This is a genomic window from Chitinibacter bivalviorum (assembly GCF_013403565.1).
Taxonomy (GTDB): Bacteria; Pseudomonadota; Gammaproteobacteria; order Burkholderiales; family Chitinibacteraceae; genus Chitinibacter; species Chitinibacter bivalviorum.
Genome location: NZ_CP058627.1, coordinates 2,987,053 through 3,009,700 on the forward strand (window position 1 = coordinate 2,987,053; position 22,648 = coordinate 3,009,700).

Consider the following 22,648-nt stretch of genomic DNA (forward strand, 5'->3'; position numbering starts at 1 on the left):
TTAGGCCACTTTTTCAACTCTTGAGGCTAATGTGCGCTGCGCAGGAAAGTATCGCTTCAGTGGTATCTGAAACGTCCGCTCAATAAAAAAACCGGCGATCAACGCCGGTTTTTGCGAATTGAAGCTCGATTTATTTCAGGCCGACACCGTAGAAGGAATTCAGACCAAATGGGCTGATTTTGAAGCCTTCAACTTCTTTGCGCATTGGTTGGTACACGGTTGAGTGTGCAATCGTCGTGACTGGCACATCCGATTTGATAATCGCTTGTGCTTTTTCGTACAGTTTCACGCGTTCCGCCTGATTGGTCGTGCTGCGACCTTTTTGTACCAAAGCTTCAAACTCTTTGTTGCACCATTGCGCGTAGTTGCTGCCGCCGATGGCATCGCAGCTCATGTTTGGGCCAACCCAGTTATCAGGATCACCATTGTCGCCAGTCCAACCGATCAACATCGCATCGGCTTCACCGGCTTTGGCGCGCTTGATGTACTCACCCCATTCGTAAGTCACGATCTTGGCCTTGATACCGATTTTTGCCCAGTCATTTTGGATCATTTCGGCCATCAATTTGGCGTTTGGATTGTAAGGACGCTGTACTGGCATCGCCCACAGAGCGATTTCAGTACCTTCAGCAACGCCAGCTTTTTTCAGCAGCTCTTTGGCTTTCGCGACGTCAAATGTCGCGTCTTTCAGGTTTTTGTTGTATGACCACTGTGTCGGTGGGAACAGGCTGGTGGCAGGCTGGCCAGCACCTTGGAATACCGCATCAATAATTGATTTTTTATTGATCGCCATATCGAGTGCTTGGCGAACTTCGAGCTTGTCGAATGGTTTGTGTTTGACGTTGTAGCTCAACCAGCCAGTGTTAAAGCCCGCTTGCGATGGTACGGTGAGCTTAGGATTGGTTTGCATCGCTTTCAGATCTGCGGGTTTTGGGTAGGCCATAATGTGGCACTCACCTTTTTGCAGTTTTTGATAGCGCACTGAAGCATCGGTGGTGATCGCGAAAATCAGTTTGTCGACTTTCACATCGCCTTTACGCCAGTAATCTTTGTTGCCGTCGTAACGGATATTGGCGTCTTTTTGGTAAGACTTAAATACGAATGGGCCCGTACCGATCGGCTGGGTATTGAGCTGAGTGGCTTTGCCCGCTTTGAGCAACGAGTCAGCGTATTCTGCCGAATGAATCGATGCAAAAGACATCGCCAAGTTTTGCAGGAAGGCCGCGTCGACTGCTTTCAATTTGAAGCGAACGGTGTTGGCGTCCACTTTATCGATCGCCACGATATTGCTGTCCATGCCCATATCGGATGCGTAGGGGAAATCGGTTGGCGCTGCTTTGGTGAATGGCAGGTTTTTATCGGTGAAACGTTTGAAAGTGAAAACCACGTCGTCGGCGTTAAATTCGCGCGTTGGCTTGAAGTACGGGGTGGTGTGGAATTTCACGCCTTTGCGCAAAGTAAAGGTGTAGGTCAGATTGTCGGCGCTGACTTCCCATTTTTCGGCCAAACCGGGGCGAATTTGCGTTGAGCCAGGGGTGAATTCAACCAGACGGTTAAAAATAGTTTCGGCCGCGGCATCAAATGAGGTGCCAGTCACATAGCGAGCTGGGTCAAAGCCTTCTGGGCTGCCTTCCGAGCAATAAATCAAAGTGCCTGCTGCGCTCGCTGCGCCAGCCATCAAGGCCAACGCGCTGGTGAGCACCAAATTGCGCATTTTCAACGTCATTTATATTTCTCCATTCGAGTGCGTGGCACTCAGATATTGATTACACATTGATGATCGTAGTGCGATGCGGGCTTCATCCATATTCGGATAATCCCGCACAGCAGTAATTTGGCTGATTTGAGTCAATGAACTGCGGGTGAACCATGACAATGTAGTTCAGCGTATCGCTGTGTGATATCTGGGCGTGATGGATGGCGTGACAATGGGAAATGGCTTGCCGATACATCGATATACATTGCTGGGTATATCGATGTACGCTTTTTATATTAAGGCTTTGGGGTCGATACTGCCTTTTTTTGCGTCAGCCATAATTGCGCATCGCGGCCGTGGGAGAGGGTGAGTACATCTACAGCGCTGCTTTCCAGTACAAGGCGACCTTCTTGCATCAGTTTGGCGCTAACTTGATATTGATGTTTGGGGTTGATGGCCGCAGGGTCAAAACGCAAAGTCACCGGTTTGGGTGAGCCTTTTTCCAACACTTGGCTGTGTTTGGCGATGATTTCACCTGGCTTGTCAGCGCTCATATCACGTAATTCGATGATTTGCTCGCTGCCGGGGCGTAGCGATTTTTCCATCCAAGAGACTTTGACACGCACGGTTTCAATCGCCTGATTAACGACGGTGCCATACATCGAGAAAGCTTGTTTGACTTCGGCGGCGCTGATTTGCAACTGTGCAAATTGCTGACCCGCTTCACTGCTGGGCTCAAACGGATTTTTGCTGGGCAGCAAGGCAATATAAATGCGCTGCCCATCGTTGCCCAGCATCAGGCTTTGCGCCGGCGCGGTGACTTTGGGCCAATCGCTACTCGGAAAGACCAGAATATCGAGCAGCTTGGTATGTTGTGCGTCATGCAGCGTATAGCTCAGTTGATGCGCTGCCAATTTGGCATCGCCTTGAATGTCTGACCCGGCCACGGCAGTTAAGCGCACATCTTTACTTAGCCAGCGATCTGGCGGAATAAAGACAACGCCGCTGGCGGCATCGCGCACGGGGCTCAATGGCTCGTCGGCGCGTGTGGCTGCGCAATCGCTTTGCAATACCGTTTCGTCCTTGAGGATAGTGGCATTGTCACCCTTGAGCCAGACCGTGTAGTTGCCATCGCTGTATCTGGCGCCTGAGGCGCTAATGACTTGCTTGAGTGTAATGCGGCTCGGTTCGGTGGCTTTTTGATATAAGCCGCGATTGACGACGATGCTGTCCTCGCCTTGGCTGCTCACTTGGAAAATCGTGCCATTGCTACAGCGAAAAGTCTGGCTAAACGAACTTTGAGCTTGAGCCAGGCTGGCATAGCTAAGGGCGATAAGGAATAAAATCTTTTTCATGTATTTGGTGTGTTTTTTCCTGATGGATGTCGTCATTGATGGCGATTAATTGCCATTAAAATCGCGCTTCACCGGTAAAAGTGGTGGGTTTGGACGGCGTTTGCAATAAGCTGCGCGGTACTTCAAAAATCATCAGTAGTTTGCGTATCGGGTCTTGGCTTTGCAGCACAATCTCGCTGATTTCTACGCTTTGCTCATCACCCATATTCGAGCCAATAATGCCCATTGAATCGACCATAAAGCTTTCTTTTTCTAGTGTCAGAATGTCGGGCGTCGCCGCCAATTCGGTAATCAGCAGCTCGCACAATTGATCTGGGCCGCGGCTGATATTGAGTGCCTGTAGCTGCTCGGTTAGTGTATTGATGCGACTTTGCTGGTGCGTATATTCAGGCGTATTGGCTTGCGCCATGCGCAGCATGGTGCGGGCATTGAGTAGCTCGGAATCTAGCGCCGCCTTTTCTGCTTCAAGCCGCTCGATATTGATATTGGCTTGTGCGGCGACGATTTCAAGAATCCGCCGTGGCCCGGCGTTAATCAGCGCGCTCGCTGATTCGGCGGGCTTGCCGACGCGATAGCCAGCAAATTGCAGCACTTGTTGCGGCACATCCTGACGAATTTGACCACCTTCTTCGACCATGCCATAGCGCATTTTTTGCTTCACATCGGCGGTAAATACCAAGCAAGCCGTATCGACAAAAGGGTTATTGCCAAACCACTGATGCAGCAGCGGATTTTCGCCAATCAGCTCGCCCATGCGGCTTGGCGTAGCAAACAGCAATTGCAGCAAGCGATCATGACGCCAGTTCTCCACGCTCAAGGTCACGGGTTGTGGCCATTGCGCAGTAAATTGCGCCGCATGGCCTTCGGCCCAGTACACATACGGTGACAGACGTTCTTGATATTTGCGGGCGAGCTTGATGCTGGGGCTGGCGATCTCGACCAGCAGATCAACCAACTCAGGGTCTGCGCTAGGTTGGGGCGGATTTTTTTGAAAAAGGTTTTTTAGGGTGGCAAACATACTATGGATTTCTCGCGTAAAGAGTCGCTTCATCGGGCGGCGTTAGCTCGCGGATCACCTTGGCTGGATTGCCGACTGCGAGCGAGCAGGCTGGAATATCATGGGTGACAACGGCGCCTGCGCCGATCACCACGTGATCGCCAATGGTGACGCCGGGGCAAATGATGGCGCTAGCACCAATCCAGACATTCTGGCCAATGCTGATGGGTTTGGCCCATAGTGCCCATTGCTGGCGTTCAGTCGGATCAACCGGGTGGGTGCCCGTAATAATCTGAACATGCGGGCCGATCAGCGTGTGATGACCAATGCTAACGGGCGCCGTAGCGGAGATTTCAACGTCGATATTGATGTAGATCTTTCGGCCTAAGCGGATATTTTGGCCATTGAATATTTTTAATGGGCCTTGAATTGTGACTTCATCAGCAAGAGCAAGAATCTGCTTGAGCAAGGCCGAGCGGGCTGCTGGCTCGTCCTCATCGAGTTGATTAAATTGCTGAATAAGCTGGTATTCGGCCGACAGGTCGAGTTTGCCAACGTCTTCAAATGCAAATTTATGGAGGGTTTTTTGCATCCGAGCCTCTTATATTAGCAAATGATGATGTGGTGTATAGTGCTTGTATTGCAGTATAAGCCACCTATGATTGTAAGAAATGGTGTTTTTGACATAGCGAGCGGACAAAATGATGAAAAATTGGGGCGTAAAGGCAAGGTTGATGGCAGGTTTTGGCTTGGTCCTGAGCTTATTGGTATTCGTCGCGCTGGTGGCCTTAAGTAGCCTAGGGGCAATCAAGGGCACGATTGGCGAATTGGTGGGGGAGCGCTATCCGGCTGCGGTTGCTGCCAACCAGTTGATTACCTTGGCCTATAACACGGATCTGGTTTTTCGCAATGCTGCGCTAGCCGACGATTACGATTCGATGGAGGCTGAATTAAAAAAACTTGATGAGCAAAATGCACTCGAAGAAAAACTCATTAACAGCCTCAAGTCTATGCCGCTCGATGCACAAGCCAAGACACTGATTGCCGACGTGGAGCGCACTAATGAGGCCATGGACAAACAAAAAACGACCTTAATTAGTCAACTTAAAGTTGATCGTGCTATCGGTGGTAAGTTTATCAATAGCGAATACTCGCCCATTAGTAAGGCCTACCGCGATGCGGTATTAAAACTAGTGCAGCGACTTGGCGCCGAGATGGAGGAGGGCAAGAAAAACGTTGAAAGCAGTACGGTGACGGCTTTCAGTGTCATTGCCAGCGTTTCGATTTTGGCGGTCGTCGTGGGTTTGGTGCTGGCTTGGCTGATTGCCAACCTCGTCATTCGTTCGCTACGGGCCGCCAATGAAGTGGCTGAAAAAATTGCTGCTGGTGATTTGACGCATGAGTGGCGTAATCAGCAGATTGGCAGCGATGAAATTGGCGTATTGTTATCTTCATTGAAAAAGATGCAGGAAAACCTGACCCAAATTATTGGCCAGATTCGTGATAATTCGCATGATGTTGCCAATGCGGCGCGCACTTTAAGCCATGCTTCGCAGCAAATTCATAGCGGCACAGATACGCAATCGGCTGCAGCGAGCAATATGGCCGCCGCAGTGGAGGAAATGAGCGTCAGCATGGATCAAGTGGCGCACAACTCGGTCGATGTCGAACAAAAAGCACGTGATGCTGGTGCGTTAGCGAAAAATGGTAGTGGAGATGTGGTGGCCGCCGCCCAGGAAATGCAGGCGATTTCAGGTGAAGTGAGTAGTGCTGCCGAGCAAATTACCGAGTTAGGCCGCAATATTGAAGAAATCGGTAGTATTGTCGTCGTGATTAAAGATGTTGCCGATCAGACCAATTTGCTGGCACTCAATGCCGCCATTGAAGCGGCGCGCGCCGGTGATATGGGGCGTGGCTTTGCCGTCGTCGCCGATGAAGTGCGCAAACTGGCTGAGCGCACCACGCAATCTGCGACACAAATTACCGCCATGGTTGGCGCAATTCAAAGCAGCGCCCAAGATGCGGTTAAACGCATGAGCAATGGCAGCCGCCGGGTTGGTGATGGGCTGAATTTGGCCAATCAGGCCAGCGACAGCATCGGGCGGATTAATGCCAGCAGCAATGATGTGGTCGAGTCGGTGTTTGGCATCACCGAGCAGGTACAAGAACAGCGTGCTGCTGCGCGGGATATTGCGGTAAATGTGGAACGTATTGCGCAAATGGCCGAAGAAAACTCAGTTTCGGCGCGGAATATGGTCGATTCGATTGGTCAACTCGAATCAATGTCGAGCCAATTGTCCCAAACGGTGCAACGCTTTAAGGTGCGTTAATCATTGGGGTTTGCCGAAAAGGATCGCTTGCGATCCTTTTTTATGCTCTCAATAATGGCGCTAGCGTTCGGGATTAGCGAAATTTGCCGATTGAATCCGCAATATGATCAAGGGCAATGACTTCTTTAGCACCGCCCAGCCCCAGCGCCTCTTTGGGCATGCCAAATACCACGCAGCTTTCCTCGTCTTGCGCAAAGGTCATCGCCCCCGCATCGAACATTTCCCGCATGCCCTTGGCGCCATCATCCCCCATGCCGGTCAAGATATAACCGACAGCATTGCGTCCTGCTGCGCTGGCCGCCGAGCGAAATAGCACATCGACCGATGGCCGATGCCGACTAACCAAGGGGCCATCCAGCACTTCAACATAATATTGGCTGCCATTACGCCGGATCACCATGTGTTTGCCGCCAGGGGCAATCAAAGCCAGACCGGGCATGATTTTGTCGTTGTTTTGCGCTTCCCTGATTTCTATTTCGCACAAGCTATCGAGTCGTTTGGCAAAGCTGGCGGTAAATTTCTCGGGCATATGCTGCACAATGGCCAGACCTGCGCAATTGCGTTTCAGATGAGGCAAGATGGCTTCCAGCGCCTGCGTGCCTCCCGTCGACGTGCCAATGGCGATAATTTTACTGGTGGTTGGTATCACACTACCGCTGCTCGGCGCTTGCAAGATGGCGTCGGCGCTCAGTTTCGGTGAACCTAGCCTCTCGGCCATCGTTGTCATATTGCTGGACGATGTGGGTTTTGGGGGCGTTGGGCTGCGTGATGCTGGCGTCGATGGGCTGCTGCGCGTGCTGGTACTCAGTGGCGTGCTGGGTCGTGGTATCGCTGGGCTTGTACTGGGTTTGACTGGAGGTGGGGTGATCGGTGTCAGGCGCACTTTCGACATCCGCGCCACCGCTGCGCTGCGAATGGCGGTGAGTAAATCTGCGCTACTGTCCTGAATGTAATCCCGAAAACCGATGGCTGGTTTATTGATAATACCCAGCGCGCCCGCCGAGAGCGCCTGCATACTGAGATCGGCATTTTTCTCGGTCAGTGATGAGCAAATCACAACCGGTGTCGGTCGCTGCGCCATGATCTGTTTGAGAAAAGTAATGCCATCCATGCGTGGCATTTCAATGTCGAGCACGATGACATCGGGCCATTGTTTGGCCATTTTTTCTTGCGCAAAGATCGGATCGAACGCGGTGCCAATGACTTCGATATCGCGCTCTTTGCTCAGCAAATCTTGCATGACCTGCCGCACAATCGATGAGTCATCCACAATCAGCACTTTTATCGTCATGGCTATTTCGCCCTATTCGGTTTTAATCAATTCAATCGATGCGTTGAGGTTTTCGGCCTCGAGTGCTAGATATTGTGCGACTCGACTGAGGTTATTCGCTGCCGCTGCATTATTGGCCGTGGTATTACTCAAGATAGCGAGGTTTTTATTCGCTTGCTCAACACCTTGCGCCTGTTCTTTCGAGGCATACAATATTTCCTGCGCGAGGTCTTTCAGATGAGGCTGCAAATCGATCAACTTTTCCAGTTGCTGAGCGTGCTTGGCATTTTGGGAAACAGTGGCGGCAATCTGCATCAGCATGGTGCTACTTTGTTCAATCGCATGTGCCTGTTGTTGTGCGGTGCTTGCGACGGCCTGCGCATCGGCTTGTACTTGCTGCGATAAATGAATTAAGTCACGGCTAGTTTTGCGTAAATCAATCACCGTATCCACCAACCAGTCGAGCATGACTTTTAATTGCCCTAATACGCTTTTGGGCTGATTGGTATGGATGCTGGCGGTTAAATCGCCTGTGACGATTTGTCTGGCCAGGTGGCGCGCTTGTTCTGGATCTCCGCCAATTTGCTGCAAAATACCGCGTAAAATCAGCCAAAAAAGGCTGATCAGCACTATCGCGCTAATCAGGGCTATGATCAGATAACTTCGTGTAGCTTGTGCAATATCATTGAGCGTTGCCTGTGCGTCAAGTTGATCTTGTATTTGATTGCGCGCTGCCACGGTGGCGGCTTTTTTGCTCAATGCGTCGGTTAGATTTTGATCAATGCCCCGGATCTGACTATCTATTTTTTTCCCGGTCTCTGGGTCCGCGGGGTCAAATTTGAGTAATGCGTGGCGATATTGCTCAGTGACTTGGGCGTGCTCGCGCTGCAGTTGCAAAATGGCTGCCTTGGCTTCGCCTGTGTGAGCCATAGCTAGACTCGCTTGGCTCAGCAAACTCTGCACCTTTTGCGCTTGCAAGGTAAATTGCGAAAGCTCTAATTCAAAATCATTTTTTTCATTTCCACGCAGCAAAATGTTTTTTAAATGTTGGATCTGAATTTTGAATTGAACATTGGCTTCGAGTATCTTTGCGATACTGTCACTCAGGGTTTTATTGTGCTCATCGCGCGCCACCTCGTTTTTATACAGCGAATTGAGCTCATAAATGGTGACGCAACCCAACAGGAGGCCCAGGCTCATCGTGATTATGGCCAGCAAGATAAATTTGCTTTTTAAGCTTCGCTGATTCATTTATACATCTCGGGGTATGTTCATCTAGTCATTGAATTAGATTAATTTCAGGAATATACCTATCGATATTTCTTGCTTTTACTTTGTTTGCCGAGTTTAAAAAAAGCCACCATCTCTTTAAGTGACATCGCTTGTGCCGAAAGCTCTTCGGCCGTGGCGCTGAGTTCTTCGGACGACGCGGCGTTTTGCTGAGTCGTGGTGGCCAATTGCCCGACGGCGCTATTGATTTGCGCGATGCCGATCGATTGGCTTTCCGATGCTTGGGCTATGTCGAGTACCAGATCGGATGTTTTGCGGATCGCAGGTACGACCGCATCGAGTTCGGCGCTGGCCAGCTGTGCTTGTACGGCACTGGTTTTGGCGAGCGTGCTAATTTCTTGTGCTGCTTTCTGGCTGCGCTCAGCCAGTTTGCGCACCTCGCTGGCAACCACAGCAAAACCTTTGCCTTGCTCGCCAGCGCGCGCAGCTTCAATCGCGGCATTGAGCGCCAAGAGGTTGGTCTGGTAAGCGATATCGTCGACGATATTGATTTTCTGGCTGATTTCCAGCATTGAGCTCACCGCATCACCAACGACCTTGGCACCTTTGACGGTGCTAGTCGCCGCTTGATTGGCATTTTGTTCGGTGATTTTGGCGTTATCGGCATTTTGCTGAATGATGCTGGCGATTTCTTCCAGCGAGGCGCTGCTTTCTTCAACGCTGGCGGCCTGACTCATGGCATTGCGACTCAGTGATTGTGAGGAGTCGCTGACCTGAACGGCAGAATTGGCCAATCCCGCAGCGGTGTCATTCACCTCCTGTATGATGTGTTGCAGTTGTTTGACCATTTGGCCAAGCGCACCAAGAATACTATTGGGTTGTGCGCTTAATTGATGATGATCTAAATCGAGATTGCCATTTGCGACTTGCTGAGCCACGGCCACTGCGACCTGAGGTTCGCCGCCGATCATGGATATGAGGTTGCGGATGATGAGTACCATAATGCCAATCAAAATGGCGCTGCAGATGGTTGCTGTTAGCAGCATCATGCTGCGGGTGTGTAGTAATTGAGCGCTGATATTTTTCAGATTGTCATTGAGGAGTTTTTCTTGCTGCTTCGAGCTCTGGTCGGCCAGCGCAGTCATCTTTTCCGCTGAGGCGCGATCCATGCCTGTGACCAATTTATCCACCAGTTTGCCGCTTTCGGGATTGTTGGCATCAAAGGAGGTCAACGCTTGCCGATAGTTTTCGCCCAAGATGTGATGCTGTTTGATCAGCTCGTCGATGGCTGTGTGATCTTGCTCTGCGGCTTGGAAATGGCGTACTGCTTGATTGAGTTTTTCGATGGTGGCCGCTTCATGTTTGGCAAAACCAGCGCGGTGTTTTTTCATACTGGCTTCATTGTTGCCACGAATCAGGATATTTTTCCATTCCTGCACCTGCGTTTTAAATTCGACATTGGCGTCTTGTATGCCTGCGCTGGCTGCGCTGATTTGAATGGCAATGGCGAGCTTGCTTTCGATCTCACGACTGGCGCTGTCGATCTGGAAATAAACCATGGCGGTTAGTAGACTCAATAGCAGCACGGTGCTACTTGCGAGCAAGGTGAACTGAGCTTTCATGCTGAGATTGTTCATGGGGTATCTCCTTGCATTCTTTTATTTGTAATGCGTTTACTTGTATACCTTTGTTGGTATTTTTAGAGATCTCGTAAACGTTTGCTGTTTTGCTTGATCCAATCGATTAATTCATCCCCAGGCATCGGCTTGGCGGCCAGATAGCCTTGTGCTGTATCGCAGCCCAAACGCTTCAGTAGCACCCAGTCATCGGCATTTTCAACGCCTTCGGCGACACAGTGCAGTCCCAACTTACGCGCCGTTTCAATCGCGATACTGAGCATATTGCTCAATTGCAGGCTGTCGCTGGCGCCATCGACAAAGGAACGGTCAATTTTGAGCTCGGTAAATGGAATGCGTGCCAATTGCTGCATGGAAGAAAAGCCCGTGCCATAGTCGTCAATCGACAAGCCAAAGCCTTTCAGGCGCAAGCGTGCGAGTGAGTTGAGTGATAAAGCGACGTCAGCCATGACGGCTGTCTCGGTAATTTCTAATGTGATCGACTGCGGCGTAATGCCACTATTACTAACTCGCTGATCAATTTGTTCGACTAGGCCTAAATCGGCCAGCGATAGCGAAGATAAATTGATGGCGACATTCAAATTGAGGCCATGGGCGTGCCAGTATTGCAGCCACTCCAGTGACATTTCCAAGACCTGCAAAGTGATGTCATGGATTAAGCCGTGCTCCTCGGCCAGCGGAATAAAATCGTTGGGCATAATCATGCCCTTTTCAGGGTGCTGCCAGCGGATGAGCGTTTCGACGCCTTTAATCATGCCGTTGGCGAGCAAGATTTTGGGCTGAAAGTAAGTCGTAAATTGCTTATTGATAATGGCCGAGGCAATCTCAGGCACGCTGACCACGACTTTGGCTTGACGATTTAATTCGGGGGGCGGGGTGGGCTTTTTATTTGCATATTTGTCGAGCGTTATCTGCAGCTGCTCGATAGACAGTGGCTTTTGTAAAGCGCCAACGACGGGCAAGCCATAGGCTTTGATCATGGTTTCAACCGATGATAGCAGGGCAATCTCGCGTGAGCTCACGATCAGAATCGAGATAAATTGATTGCTTTGGGCTAATTGTTGTATCAAAGAAATACCATCCAGCACCGGCATTTCCAAATCGACGAGTAGTAATTCGGGCTGCGTGTCCAGCATGGCCAATTGGTCGAGGGCATCTTGGCCATTTTCAGCTTGAGCCACGACGGTGAGCTCAAGTTGCTCACACAATTGGGTGGCGTACTGACGTTGCACGGCCGAGTCGTCAATGACCATGACCTTGCTAAATTTGCGAATTAAGAAGGGCTTGCTTTGAGGCATAGTCAGCATCACCCGTATTTACAGATTGATTTTGCGATTTGATCCAGCGGCATGATTTCTGTTGCCGCCCCTAGTTTGATGGCCTCTTTGGGCATGCCAAACACCACGCAGCTGTTTTCATCTTGCGCAATGGTATGTGCGCCTGCATCGTGCATTTCTTTTAGCCCTTTGGCGCCATCGTCGCCCATCCCGGTCATGATGATGCCCAGCGCATTGCGCCCCGATGCTTTGGCGGCAGAGCGAAACAGCACATCAACCGAAGGGCGATGCCGGCTAACGGGCGGTCCGTCGATTACTTCGACGTGGTAGAAAGCACCGCTGCGTTTGATCGTCATATGCCGTCCGCCCGGCGCAATAATCGCGCGACCAGGGATAATGCGATCGCCATTGACGGCTTCTTTGACTTCGATCTGGCAAATGGAATTGAGCCGCTTGGCAAAGGCCGCAGTAAATTGCTCGGGCATATGCTGCACAATCGCCATGCCGGGGCAGGTGCGCGGTAGGCTGGTTAATATGGCTTCGAGTGCCTGCGTGCCACCGGTCGAAGTGCCAATGGCAACGATACGCTCGGTGGTTTGGAATAATTCTTTGCCAGTAGGCGCATCTAGTACGACATCGGCAGCGAGTTTGGCGCGAATATTGGGAAGTGCCGTGCTCGATAAGGCCGTTTTATTGACGGGCTGGGCGTTTGACCCGGCTTGAACGCGGCTCATTTTCGCTTGCGCAGCGCCGCGTACGGCATCGATCAGCAATTTACTGTTTTCTTCCAAAAACGCTTTGACGCCACCCGTGGGCTTGGCGATCACACCCACCGCGCCCGCGGCCATCGCCTGCATACTGACGTCCGCGCCTTTTTGCGTGAGCGACGAGCAAATCACGACTGGAGTAGGGCGCGTGGACATAATGTGCTTGAGAAAAGTAATGCCATCCATTTTTGGCATTTCTACATCCAGCACGATCACATCGGGCCAATGTTTTTTGAGCTTTTCGATTGCCATGATCGGGTCGTGTGCAACATCCAGCACATGGATTCCGCTGGCGCTGGTAAATACCTGGCTCAGTACCTGTCTGACCACGGCCGAGTCATCGACCAACATCACTTCGATTGTCATTTCTCCCCCTCGGTATTTTTATAATGTTTTTTGGTAAATACCGGCCTGAATCAATCTGAGTTGTGAACTCATGCCATTCAGACTTTCTGAATGGCTGACGAGTAAAAAGCCACCAGGTTGTAAACGCTGAATGCAACGATTGACGACCTGTGCTTTGGTTTCAATATCAAAATAAATCAGTACATTGCGCAGGAAAATCACATCAAACGGCGCCATGCTGGGAAATTCTTCAATCAGATTGATGACCTTAAATTCCACGCGTTGGCGTAGCTCGCGCATGATCAATAGCGTATTCAGTTGCGTGCCCTGACCTTTTAAACAGAATTTCTTGAGGTAGTTAACAGGTATGCCATCGCAGCGCTGCATGACATAGTGGCCGCCTCTGGCTTTGTCGATCACCGGCTGGCTAATATCGCTTCCCATCAATTGCCATGGGCCTGCCACGCCCAGACAATCGGCCAGCATCATGGCAATGCTCCAGACCTCTTCGCCACTGGAGGCGGCGGCACTCCAAAAGCGTAGAACTTGGCTGTGTGGGCGGGGCTGTAATAAAAATTGCTTGAGCCAGTCAAAATGCTTGGGTTCACGAAAGAAAAAAGTCTCATGCGTGGTGAGCAAATCTAGCGCTAATTGACGCTCGGCTTCTTCATCTTTGTGCGTGAGCAGGCGGAAATAGGCCTCAAACGTATCAATTTTTCGCGCGTGCAAACGCCGCATCAAACGCTGGGTCACCAGCGTTTTTTTGATGTCGGTGAAATGCACGCCCGTTTGGGCTTTCATCCACTGGCTGTAACGTTGAAACGTCGCGTCGCTCAATTGCATAATTACTCTTGGGCGTCCTCTGCGTGCTCATCCAGCATGGCCACGGCATCGTCGTCTATCATCGCCAACTGCGCCATTTCCTCCACGGACAACGCACGACTTAAATCAAGCAGCACCACAAACTTGTTTTGAACTTTGGCCATGCCCGCAATGAAGTCGCTGCGAATATGATTGCCAAATTGGGGCGCGGCGACGATGTCACTGTCGGGAATCGCCAGTACTTCATGCACCGCATCAACCAGCACTCCAATGTATTGCTGCTGTTCCTCGTGCTCAACTTCTACGATCACTACGCAAGTGCGGCGTTGAACTGCGGTTTCGCCTTTGCCAAAACGCAGCGATAAATCAATCACCGGCACCACGGCGCCGCGCAGATTCATTACCCCGCGCACAAAGCTCGGCATCATTGGCACTTGCGTCATCGGCATGTATTCAAGCAATTCTTTGATCGCCAAAATGCCGATGGCAAAGGTTTCACCGCAGAGCTGAAACGTTAAATATTGAGATAAATCCAAAGCGGCTTCTTCATGTTGCTGCGCCTTGTCTTTTCCCGTTTTAAGGGCAAGTGCTCCCATGGCTGTTCTCCAGTTTAGAAGCGGGTAAAGTCAGATTCATCAATATCGACATTCGCTTTCGACCCCATCACATAGCTTTTTTGCGGACTAGCGCTGACGGTGCTGCGGCGTGTGCTATTACTAGTACGACGACGACTCGCATGCCCTTCATCAAGGCGGAAGAAGGAAATTAAGTCTTGCAGATTCTCGGCTTGGCCACTGAGCTCTTCGGCGGTTGAGGCTAGCTCTTCACTGGAAGCCGAGTTTTGCTGGGTAGCGGTATTGATTTGCTGCACCGCTGAATTGACCTGATTCACGCCAGTGGCCTGCTCGCTGGCGGCGGCGGAGATTTCTTGCACCAAATCCGCGGTTTTCGAGCTTGAGCGCACCATTTCTTCCAGCAATTCCCCCGCGCGCTCGGCCAGTTTCACGCTGCTGCTGGCGACTTCGCCGATGTCTTGCGCGGCCACTTGACTGCGCTCGGCCAGTTTACGCACCTCGGCGGCCACCACGGCAAAGCCTTTACCTTGCTCACCGGCGCGCGCCGCTTCAATTGCGGCATTGAGCGCCAATAGATTTGTTTGGTAGGCAATGTCGTCGATAATGCTGATTTTGTCGGCAATTTGACGCATGGCGGTGACGGTATGGCGCACTGTTTCGCCGCCATCAGCCGCTTCGCGTGCCGCTTTATTGGCGATGCTTTCGGTGACTTTGGCGTTATCGCTGGTTTGGTTGATGGATGAAGACATCTCTTCAATCGAAGCCGAAGTTTGCTCGATGCTGGCGGCAGATTGCTGAGAAGTTTGGGATAGTGATTGTGAGGTCGCGCTGACTTGAACGGCTGCTGACGATAAATTGTCGGCGCTGGACTTCACATCAACCATGATGGTGCGGATTTTTTCAATGGCGCCATACAGCGAGGCCAGTACGCTGGTTTTATCGCCAGGTCGCAAATTCACCGCCACCATCAGATTGCCATTGGCAAATTCGCGCATAATTTCAGACGCGTAATGGGGCTCGCCGCCGAGGGTGCGAGTCAGATTACGCACAATAAATAACACCAGCAGGATGGCAATCACGATCGCAATGCCTGCAAGCACCAGCAGTTGAGTGAGCGTGTTGTGATAAATGCCCTCAGATTCTTTCGCCGCTTTAACGTTAAGTTCTTGCTGTAGATTGAACATCTTGTCGCAGGCTCCAGCCAGTGCACTATTGGCCCCGCTGACTTTCGCAAGTGCTAACTTTGCCTCTTCGGCTTTATTTTCGGAGCCGAATTTGAGGACTAATTCAGCACCGGAACGTGCCTCAGGCAATACGCGCTCAATTTCGGCGAAGATTTCACGTTCTGGTTGGGTGGTTTCGCTGGCGGGATCATCCAGTACGGCTTTGAGCTTTTTCATATTGCTGTCAAAGTCATCGCGTGCCTTGCTGTAGCTCTCGGTTGCTTTGGCGATGTTGGCCGCATCTTCATAAATCACCGCGTTGCGGTATGCAATTCGTATTTGCTGTACGGCAAGGTTCATCCGAGCGGCATACTCGATCTCGGCATTATTGATCGACACAATACTTTTCAGATTTTCATTCAGGTTGTTGTAGCCACGAACCGCCGCGCCGACGCAGACCAGTAGCAGCACAATCATCAGGCTAAATGCCAGTATGAGGCGGGTAGCAATCGTCATTTGTTTTTTCATTTTGTTTCATCTCCTAATTGCGCGTATTTATTTGTGATGAAGTTCAATATTGAACGTATGTGCTTCTATTCTTTTGAAATTAGGGTTTTCAGGGCTATACGTAGTGGGTGTATCTAATGTTGCGATTGCTTGGCCTCTTCGTTTGGTTTGGCAAAGTGCGCACTTTCTTTCTGAGTCGCAAAATGGATCAGCGATGGCACATCCAGAATCAACGCAACTTCGCCCGAGCCTAGAATCGTCGAGCCGCTAATGGCGCGCAGATGGCTAAACAGCGTGCCCAGCGGTTTGATCACTGTTTGGAATTCGCCTAATAACTGATCGACCAGCAAGCCTGCTTTGCTTTCGCCGTAATTGACGACGACGACGTTCTGGCGCTTACCGGGCGGCTCACCCAATTCAAGGAATTCGCTCAGATTGAGCACCGGCAGTACTTCGCCGCGCAAATTGAGGTAGGAATGCGTGCCATCGGCGCGCAAATCGTCGGGGATTTCGATGCATTCGACGACGACTTCAAGCGGAATAACAAAAGTCGATTTGCCAATTTGCACGAGAAAACCATCAATAATCGCCAGCGTCAGCGGCAAGCGAATACGAAAATGCGTGCCTTCGCCAACGGTAGAATCAATATCTATCGTGCCGCGCAGTGCTTCTAGCCCACGTTTGACGACATCCATGCCGACGCCGCGCCCTGAAATATTGCTCACTTGCTCGGCGGTGGAAAAACCGGGCTCAAAAATCAGTTTGTAAATCTCGTTATCACTGAGCACGGCATCAGCTGCAATCAGGCCATTGGCGATGGCTTTGGCCAGAATTTTGTCTTTGCGCAGCCCGCCGCCATCGTCGGCGACTTCGATCACGATGCTGCCTGACTCGTGATAGGCGTTCAGCCACACGTTGCCAACCACTGGTTTACCGGCTTGCTCGCGGAGCTCGGCCGATTCAATGCCATGATCGATCGCATTGCGTACGATATGCATCAATGGGTCGCCCAATTTATCGACCATCGATTTATCCAGCTCGGTTTCTGCGCCGCTAATATGCAGTTCGATCGATTTACCCAGCTCTTTGGATACATCGCGGACAACGCGAGGAAAGCGATTGAAAATCTCGCCAATTTGCACCATGCGCATCGACAGCGTACCGGCGCGAATTTGCTCGATCAGCGAGGCGATCGTGGCGGTGGATTCAATTTGTGCACTTTGCCCAGAATTGCGGGCGATGAGGTTGGCTGCCGCACCCGCGATGACTAATTCTCCAATCAAATTGATCAAATTATCGAGCTTGCTCGCTTCCACCTTGATGAATTTGGTTTCTGCGGTTTTGGCTGATTTTTGTTCGGTTTTGACTAGCACTGCGCCGCTGGCAATTTTGGCTGCGAGGGCAAAGTTTTGCTCTGGCGTGAGTGCGGTTACTTCAGTTTCTGGTATCTGTGGTACGACTGCTAACTCGATGGGCGCTGCGGTTTTGCTGATGCCCATATTGAGCCACGCTTGCGCCACGGCCTGACATTCCGCGGGGGATTGATCGGCGGTAATGAATTGAAAAGCCTCGGCCGCATGGGCCAGCTCGATAATGTGGATTTGGCTGTCTTCCCGCACAAACTCAAACACATCGTTGAGCTTTTTCGTATCGACATCACCCCGGAAAATCAGCTCAAAACGCAGGTAATTGGTTTCAGGGTCAAACTCATCGCCGCTGGGCAGCTGGGTCAAGACGGGTTGAATCGCGCTGATTTCGCCAATGGAGCTCAGATAGCGGACAAACGACAGCGGGTCCATGCCATTGCACAAGACATCAGGCGCAAAGCGCAGCGAAAGCAGCCAGGCCTGCTCGCTGGGGTGATTTTCCTGCACTGCTTCTGTTTCAGGCTGCGTGCTGTCTTCTTGCCCCGTTTTGCTATTGAAATAGGCTTTTAGCTGCTCAATCAGCGGCGGGTGCGCCATGGCTTTGAGTTTTTCCGCATCATAAATCACCGCCAGCATGGCTTTGACATGATCGTGGCAAAGGAGCAGTAAACCGGCTAGCTCATCGTCAAAGCCCAGCTCGCCCGAGCGCAGTGCATCGAGGATATTTTCTGCTTCGTGGGTGAAATGCACGATGGGATCGAGGCCAAACAGACCTGACGAGCCTTTGATCGTATGCATGGCACGAAACATCGCATTGAGCTGCTCATCGTCGGGCTGCGTGCCTTGCACATCCATCAGGATGCTTTCCATCGCAATCAATAATTCATTGGCTTCGTCGAGAAAGGCCGGTAGCGCGTGGTCAAAATCATTGCTCATGATTGCGCTCCAAAATCGCTAGGTAACACATCTTGCAAGCCCAATGCCGCGACAATATTGCGCAAGCAGCTTGAAGGCTGAATAAAATGCACTGGTTTTTCTAGGCGGCGACCTTCATTTTGCAGCCAAATTAAAATCTGCATAAAAGCCGTGTCGGCGTCTTGAACTTGCGATAAATCGAGCTGGATTTCTTTTGCTTCGTGCAGCGCGCTGGCCAATTGTTGTTGTGTGTCGCGCGCTTGATAGATGGTTTGCTCACCTTCGAGCACAATCAGTTTAGGCATGACGGGCTCCTTGGCTATGGCAAGACCAGCTTGGCAATGGCATCGAGCAAAATGGGCGGCTGAAAGGGTTTCACGACCCAAGCACGCGCACCTGCCGCTTTGCCCGCCGCTTTTTTGCTGTCGTCGGCCTCGGTGGTGAGCATAATGACGGGGGTAAATTTGTAGGCGGGTAGTTGCTTGAGCTGGCTGACAAAGGTGATGCCATCCATATTTGGCATATTCACATCGGACACAATCAAATTGAATTTTTGCCCATTGCATTTGCTCAGCGCATCTTTACCATCGCAAGCCTCAATGACGTCGTAGCCCGCATTTTTCAGCGCAATGCTCACTACCGTGCGCAAGCTCGAAGAATCATCGACGATTAGAATTGTTTTTGCCATGAGGCCTCCTTAAAAGAAATCAACCGAAGCTGCAGGGGTATTGCCCGTAGACGCAGATTGGCCATGGTGTAGGGCCTTTTGCTCCAGGGTGGTATAGGTGCGCTCTAGATCGCTGAGCCATTGCGAGCGATCGGGTAGCGTAAATTGCGCGCGGTTTAAATCCGATTGCAGCAGTTGCTCGTGCAATTTGTGCATATTGGCCAGAACATGGCCTTGAATCTGGCTGACGCGATCTTGGAATTGCAGATTTACCAAGACGTCTTCGACTTCGTGATTCACGGCGCGGCTTTCGGCTTCGAGCATGGCGACGTTGTCGTTGAGTGCTGCGGCGGCGTGATGGAAGTTGGCAATCACGCCTTGAATCACCGATTCGGCGCTATGGATGATTTGATTTTCTTCTTGAGCCAAGTGACTGGTCATGTTGAGCGTGTTTTGCATCGCCTGATTGATCAGCTCGACCTTGGCGGTAATGTGTTTACCGGTGTCGCCCGATAGATTGGATAGTTTACGCACTTCATCGGCCACCACCGCAAAGCCACGGCCCGACTCGCCCGCCCGCGCGGCTTCGATCGCGGCATTGAGTGCCAGTAGATTGGTTTGATTGGCAATGGCGCTGACCGAGGTGGCCATTTGTTTGAGCTCGCCCGTGAAGCTGGCTAGGCCTTTGATTTCATTAATCATCGTCTCGCGTCCCTGCAAGGCTTGATTGAGCGAGTCGATAATGGCGCTTAACTCAGTTTTGGCATTGGCAATAATCTGCTGGATTTCGCTTTGGCCGCCATGGCCACCACTGGAAATACGCACGGCATTATTGAGCTGCTGATTAATGCCGCTAAAGCGGCTGGCCAGATTGCCGACCGCATTTTCGGTCTGTTGGCGTGAGGTTTCCAGATTGCGCTGCCACACTGGGATTACATCAACCAGCAGCCCTTGCCAGCGTTTGGCAAATTCATCCAGCGGGTTCGGTTCTGGGCTGAGGCGAGTTTCGGTTTGAATGGGGGCTTCGCCTTGGGCGGCCCAGACGGCCAGACCAATAACCGCTAAGGAGCATGCGAGTGCAATCGCCCAGTGCGTATTGCCGACCAGCAAAATAATCAGCTGAACGATGCCCAGTGCCGCACCTGCCCCCAAAATCGTGCGATTTCTACTCATCGTATTCTCCAAAACCCTAATTGGTATCTCTATTGATAGCAGAAGGGAGTTGGCTTCGCTGACTAAATCGGGCCATTTTTGCGCGATGCTTACGCCATATCGCAGCCTACGCAACGCACAAAAATAGCCCGCGATTGTTAGTCTTTTTTGCCCACAAGCCAGACGCCACTTAAGACAATGGCCGCGCCCATCCATTGCATGGCGCTAAGGTGCTCACCCAAAATACTGAGGCTAAAAATAATCGTTAATACCGGCCCAAAGCTGCCCACCAGTGCGGTGCGACTGCCGCCGATACGGTGCATCGCGGCATTGGTGGCGTAGACCGGTAAGATGGTTGAAAACACCGCCATCAGCACGGCGTAACCCCACACTGGCGCAGGCTGAGCCAAGAGTAGTGCCATCGGCCGAGTCGCGATGAAGTGTAAAAAGATGGCAAAGCTGGAAACGGTTAACGCCAACTCGGTAAAACGCATCGAACCTACTTCACGAATGACTTTGGGGCTCAAGGTCATATACAGCGCAAACGAGATCGTGCTCGCCACCACAAAGCCAATCCCGATCCAGTCTGCTTTGGCGTGATACAGATCAGGCCACAGCACCAAAACCATGCCGAAATAGGTGACGGGCAGCGCGCGTTTGATACGTGCCGAGATCGGCGCGCCAAAAATCAGCGCCCCAAATAGCACGGTCATCGTGGGGTAGAGGCACAGAATCAAGCGTTCCAGACTGGCGCTCACGGTTTGCAGTCCGAGAAAGTCCAGGGTACTAGAAAGGTAATATCCAATCAGCCCCAAACCAACCAAAGCCCATTTTTGCTTGGGCGTGAGCGGCGTGCCTTGCTCGGTGCGCCACAGGCGTATGCCATGTAATAACACCGCGGCGATCAGCATACGCATCGTCACCAAGGTGACGGCATCAACGCCGTAGCGGTAGGCGAGCTTGACGAAAATGGCTTTGGCTGCAAAGCCAGTCGACGCAAAAATGGCCAGTAAAACGCCAATCTGAAATGAGCTAAATCGGGTACTGATACGGTTGAGCATTTGATTCTCCTCTGGTGTTGGCGGGACATCACCGAGGAGGGATCGCCTGCCGCGGGATGTTGACCGCGGTAACGATGCCTAGATAAAAGGCGAACGCTAGCGCGCAGGCGCGACTAGCAACCACGCAGCAGCGTGGGCATGAAGGGCGATCAGATAGGTGCAATGTGCTTTCATGCCTTAATCATGCTCGCAAGGCTTGTAAGCAGTCAATGACTGACTCTGTAACCAAATGTCTGATAGTGAACTGTGTTTGCGAGGCGCATTGAAAGTCGCCAGAATAGCTTGGCCTAAAAAGGATAACGCATGAAATTGTGGGATGATGTTTCTCTGTCGGCGCTGGTCGCTGGATTTGTGACGGTCTTGGTTGGCTTTACCAGCTCGGCGGTGATTGTATTTCAGGCCGCGCAAGCGCTGCACGCCACGCCGGAGCAAACCGCGTCATGGATGTGGGCGCTCGGGCTGGCGATGGGGCTGACGTGTATTGGCTTGTCTTTGCGCTATCGCGTCCCCGTGGTGACGGCGTGGTCTACGCCTGGGGCGGCGATGTTGGTCACCAGCGTGGCGGGGGTTAGCATGCCCGAGGCGATCGGCGCGTTTATGGTGTCGGGCGTGCTGATTTTGCTGATGGGACTCACTGGCTGGTTTGAGCGTGCGATGCAGCGTATTCCGCTGGGGCTGGCGTCAGCGATGTTGGCGGGGGTGTTGCTGCGTTTTGGCTTTGGCGCGTTTACCGCTTTGCAAACGCAATTGCTGATGGCGATCAGCATGATTGCCACGTATTTGCTATTACGTCGCTGGCAACCGCGCTATGCCATCGTAGGGGTATTGCTCGTCGGCCTATTGATTGGAATGGCTCAGGGGGTGGTACATCTGGGGAGTATTCGTTTTGAGTTGGCGGCGCCAGTCTGGACCACGCCGACTTTGAGTTGGGCGAGCTTGCTCAGCGTCGCGCTCCCCTTATTTATGGTGACAATGGCGTCGCAAAATGTGCCGGGCGTGACGGTATTGCACGCCAATGGCTATCGTCCGCCGATTTCGCCGATTATTAGCTGGACCGGTATCACGACCATTATTTTGGCGCCATTTGGCGCGTTTGCGATCAATCTGGCGGCCATTACCGCGGCGATTTGCATGGGCAAAGACGCGCACGAAGACGCGAGCAAACGTTATGTTGCGGCGGTGGCGGCGGGCGTCATGTATGTGCTGATCGGGTTATTTGGCGCGACTGTGGCCGCACTGTTTGCGGCATTTCCGAAAGAGCTGGTGCTGGTCGTCGCTGGTTTGGCCTTGCTCAATATCATCGGCAATGGCTTGGCGCTGGCGGTGCGGGAGGAGCGTCACCGCGAAGCGGCAATTATTACCTTTGTGGTGACGGCTTCAGGCTTGACGCTATTTGGCATTGGCTCGGCCTTTTGGGGTTTGATCGCTGGAGGTATCGCGACGCTGGCGCTGCGCAAATAAGCGAGCGAGGAAAATTAGCATTTCATTATTATCCCAATGTGTTAAAAAGAGCGC

The 22,648-nt window shown here is 51.7% G+C and carries 19 protein-coding genes; 2 read left to right on the plus strand and 17 right to left on the minus strand.

The genetic code is table 11. From position 1 onward, the window contains the following. Positions 1 to 130: 130 nt before the first annotated feature. The 4 genes from HQ393_RS14190 to HQ393_RS14205 form a co-directional block, all read right to left on the minus strand. Entirely contained in the window at positions 131 to 1,726 is a 1,596-nt protein-coding gene (locus HQ393_RS14190; protein ID WP_179355821.1) for an ABC transporter substrate-binding protein, read from the minus strand. 266 nt (positions 1,727 to 1,992) lie between these two features. Continuing rightward, a complete protein-coding gene (locus tag HQ393_RS14195) occupies positions 1,993 to 3,051 on the minus strand; it encodes a YbaY family lipoprotein (protein WP_179355822.1) in 1,059 nt (352 codons plus the stop codon). Between the two features lie 55 nt (positions 3,052 to 3,106). Beyond that, complete coding sequence (locus tag HQ393_RS14200) at positions 3,107 to 4,069, minus strand: hypothetical protein (RefSeq protein WP_179355823.1); 963 nt, start codon at positions 4,067 to 4,069, stop codon at positions 3,107 to 3,109. 1 nt (position 4,070) lies between these two features. Further along, positions 4,071 to 4,640, minus strand: coding sequence for a sugar O-acetyltransferase (locus HQ393_RS14205; RefSeq protein WP_179355824.1), 570 nt, complete (start codon positions 4,638 to 4,640; stop codon positions 4,071 to 4,073). Between the two features lie 109 nt (positions 4,641 to 4,749). Here HQ393_RS14205 and HQ393_RS14210 point away from each other — a divergent pair, with 109 nt between their 5' ends. After that, the gene (locus HQ393_RS14210) at positions 4,750 to 6,378 is read left to right on the plus strand and encodes a methyl-accepting chemotaxis protein (protein WP_179355825.1); all 1,629 of its coding nucleotides are present in this window, start codon (positions 4,750 to 4,752) and stop codon (positions 6,376 to 6,378) included. 73 nt (positions 6,379 to 6,451) lie between these two features. Here HQ393_RS14210 and HQ393_RS14215 read toward each other — a convergent pair whose 3' ends face one another. The 13 genes from HQ393_RS14215 to HQ393_RS14280 form a co-directional block, all read right to left on the minus strand. Then, positions 6,452 to 7,669, minus strand: a complete 1,218-nt coding sequence (locus tag HQ393_RS14215; protein WP_179355826.1) for a protein-glutamate methylesterase/protein-glutamine glutaminase — start codon at positions 7,667 to 7,669, stop codon at positions 6,452 to 6,454. A gap of 12 nt (positions 7,670 to 7,681) precedes the next feature. Further along, on the minus strand, positions 7,682 to 8,848 hold the full coding sequence (locus HQ393_RS14220) for a methyl-accepting chemotaxis protein (protein ID WP_179355827.1): 1,167 nt from the start codon (positions 8,846 to 8,848) through the stop codon (positions 7,682 to 7,684). Positions 8,849 to 8,958: 110 nt separating this feature from the next. After that, positions 8,959 to 10,515, minus strand: coding sequence for a methyl-accepting chemotaxis protein (locus tag HQ393_RS14225; RefSeq protein WP_179355828.1), 1,557 nt, complete (start codon positions 10,513 to 10,515; stop codon positions 8,959 to 8,961). A 62-nt stretch (positions 10,516 to 10,577) separates the two neighbouring features. Next, positions 10,578 to 11,813, minus strand: coding sequence for an EAL domain-containing response regulator (locus HQ393_RS14230; RefSeq protein WP_218871191.1), 1,236 nt, complete (start codon positions 11,811 to 11,813; stop codon positions 10,578 to 10,580). A gap of 8 nt (positions 11,814 to 11,821) precedes the next feature. Continuing rightward, on the minus strand, positions 11,822 to 12,925 hold the full coding sequence (locus HQ393_RS14235; RefSeq protein WP_179355830.1) for a protein-glutamate methylesterase/protein-glutamine glutaminase: 1,104 nt from the start codon (positions 12,923 to 12,925) through the stop codon (positions 11,822 to 11,824). Positions 12,926 to 12,943: 18 nt separating this feature from the next. After that, positions 12,944 to 13,747 carry a CheR family methyltransferase gene (locus HQ393_RS14240; RefSeq protein ID WP_179355831.1) on the minus strand — a complete coding sequence of 268 codons (804 nt, stop codon included), beginning with the start codon at positions 13,745 to 13,747 and terminating at the stop codon, positions 12,944 to 12,946. Between the two features lie 2 nt (positions 13,748 to 13,749). Next, positions 13,750 to 14,322: a chemotaxis protein CheW gene (locus HQ393_RS14245; protein WP_179355833.1), complete on the minus strand. Its 573-nt coding sequence runs from the start codon at positions 14,320 to 14,322 to the stop codon at positions 13,750 to 13,752. Positions 14,323 to 14,336: 14 nt separating this feature from the next. Continuing rightward, positions 14,337 to 15,992 (minus strand): methyl-accepting chemotaxis protein, encoded by a 1,656-nt coding sequence (locus HQ393_RS14250; protein ID WP_246307898.1) that lies wholly within the window; start codon positions 15,990 to 15,992, stop codon positions 14,337 to 14,339. Positions 15,993 to 16,105: 113 nt separating this feature from the next. After that, complete coding sequence (locus HQ393_RS14260) at positions 16,106 to 18,274, minus strand: chemotaxis protein CheA (protein ID WP_179355835.1); 2,169 nt, start codon at positions 18,272 to 18,274, stop codon at positions 16,106 to 16,108. Next, complete coding sequence (locus HQ393_RS14265) at positions 18,271 to 18,558, minus strand: STAS domain-containing protein (RefSeq protein ID WP_179355837.1); 288 nt, start codon at positions 18,556 to 18,558, stop codon at positions 18,271 to 18,273. The genes HQ393_RS14260 and HQ393_RS14265 overlap by 4 nt, the downstream gene beginning before the upstream one ends. Positions 18,559 to 18,572: 14 nt before the next feature. Continuing rightward, positions 18,573 to 18,941 carry a response regulator gene (locus HQ393_RS14270; protein WP_179355839.1) on the minus strand — a complete coding sequence of 123 codons (369 nt, stop codon included), beginning with the start codon at positions 18,939 to 18,941 and terminating at the stop codon, positions 18,573 to 18,575. Positions 18,942 to 18,950: 9 nt separating this feature from the next. After that, entirely contained in the window at positions 18,951 to 20,288 is a 1,338-nt protein-coding gene (locus HQ393_RS14275) for a methyl-accepting chemotaxis protein (protein ID WP_438833113.1), read from the minus strand. Further along, positions 20,231 to 21,133, minus strand: coding sequence for a DMT family transporter (locus HQ393_RS14280; RefSeq protein ID WP_179355842.1), 903 nt, complete (start codon positions 21,131 to 21,133; stop codon positions 20,231 to 20,233). The genes HQ393_RS14275 and HQ393_RS14280 overlap by 58 nt, the downstream gene beginning before the upstream one ends. A 303-nt stretch (positions 21,134 to 21,436) precedes the next feature. On the opposite strand from HQ393_RS14280, the gene HQ393_RS14285 reads away from it, so the two are divergent. Then, positions 21,437 to 22,594, plus strand: a complete 1,158-nt coding sequence (locus HQ393_RS14285; protein ID WP_179355844.1) for a benzoate/H(+) symporter BenE family transporter — start codon at positions 21,437 to 21,439, stop codon at positions 22,592 to 22,594. The last annotated feature ends 54 nt before the right edge of the window (positions 22,595 to 22,648 follow it).

Coding starts and splice junctions, on each gene's coding strand:
- HQ393_RS14190 (WP_179355821.1), bottom strand. CDS start 1,726: ATGACGTTGAAAATGCGCAATTTGGTGCTCACCAGCGCGTTGGCCTTG.
- HQ393_RS14195 (WP_179355822.1), bottom strand. CDS start 3,051: ATGAAAAAGATTTTATTCCTTATCGCCCTTAGCTATGCCAGCCTGGCT.
- HQ393_RS14200 (WP_179355823.1), bottom strand. CDS start 4,069: ATGTTTGCCACCCTAAAAAACCTTTTTCAAAAAAATCCGCCCCAACCT.
- HQ393_RS14205 (WP_179355824.1), bottom strand. CDS start 4,640: ATGCAAAAAACCCTCCATAAATTTGCATTTGAAGACGTTGGCAAACTC.
- HQ393_RS14210 (WP_179355825.1), top strand. CDS start 4,750: ATGATGAAAAATTGGGGCGTAAAGGCAAGGTTGATGGCAGGTTTTGGC.
- HQ393_RS14215 (WP_179355826.1), bottom strand. CDS start 7,669: ATGACGATAAAAGTGCTGATTGTGGATGACTCATCGATTGTGCGGCAG.
- HQ393_RS14220 (WP_179355827.1), bottom strand. CDS start 8,848: ATGAGCCTGGGCCTCCTGTTGGGTTGCGTCACCATTTATGAGCTCAAT.
- HQ393_RS14225 (WP_179355828.1), bottom strand. CDS start 10,515: ATGAACAATCTCAGCATGAAAGCTCAGTTCACCTTGCTCGCAAGTAGC.
- HQ393_RS14230 (WP_218871191.1), bottom strand. CDS start 11,813: ATGCCTCAAAGCAAGCCCTTCTTAATTCGCAAATTTAGCAAGGTCATG.
- HQ393_RS14235 (WP_179355830.1), bottom strand. CDS start 12,925: ATGACAATCGAAGTGATGTTGGTCGATGACTCGGCCGTGGTCAGACAG.
- HQ393_RS14240 (WP_179355831.1), bottom strand. CDS start 13,747: ATGCAATTGAGCGACGCGACGTTTCAACGTTACAGCCAGTGGATGAAA.
- HQ393_RS14245 (WP_179355833.1), bottom strand. CDS start 14,322: ATGGGAGCACTTGCCCTTAAAACGGGAAAAGACAAGGCGCAGCAACAT.
- HQ393_RS14250 (WP_246307898.1), bottom strand. CDS start 15,992: ATGAAAAAACAAATGACGATTGCTACCCGCCTCATACTGGCATTTAGC.
- HQ393_RS14260 (WP_179355835.1), bottom strand. CDS start 18,274: ATGAGCAATGATTTTGACCACGCGCTACCGGCCTTTCTCGACGAAGCC.
- HQ393_RS14265 (WP_179355837.1), bottom strand. CDS start 18,558: ATGCCTAAACTGATTGTGCTCGAAGGTGAGCAAACCATCTATCAAGCG.
- HQ393_RS14270 (WP_179355839.1), bottom strand. CDS start 18,941: ATGGCAAAAACAATTCTAATCGTCGATGATTCTTCGAGCTTGCGCACG.
- HQ393_RS14275 (WP_438833113.1), bottom strand. CDS start 20,288: ATGGATGGGCGCGGCCATTGTCTTAAGTGGCGTCTGGCTTGTGGGCAA.
- HQ393_RS14280 (WP_179355842.1), bottom strand. CDS start 21,133: ATGCTCAACCGTATCAGTACCCGATTTAGCTCATTTCAGATTGGCGTT.
- HQ393_RS14285 (WP_179355844.1), top strand. CDS start 21,437: ATGAAATTGTGGGATGATGTTTCTCTGTCGGCGCTGGTCGCTGGATTT.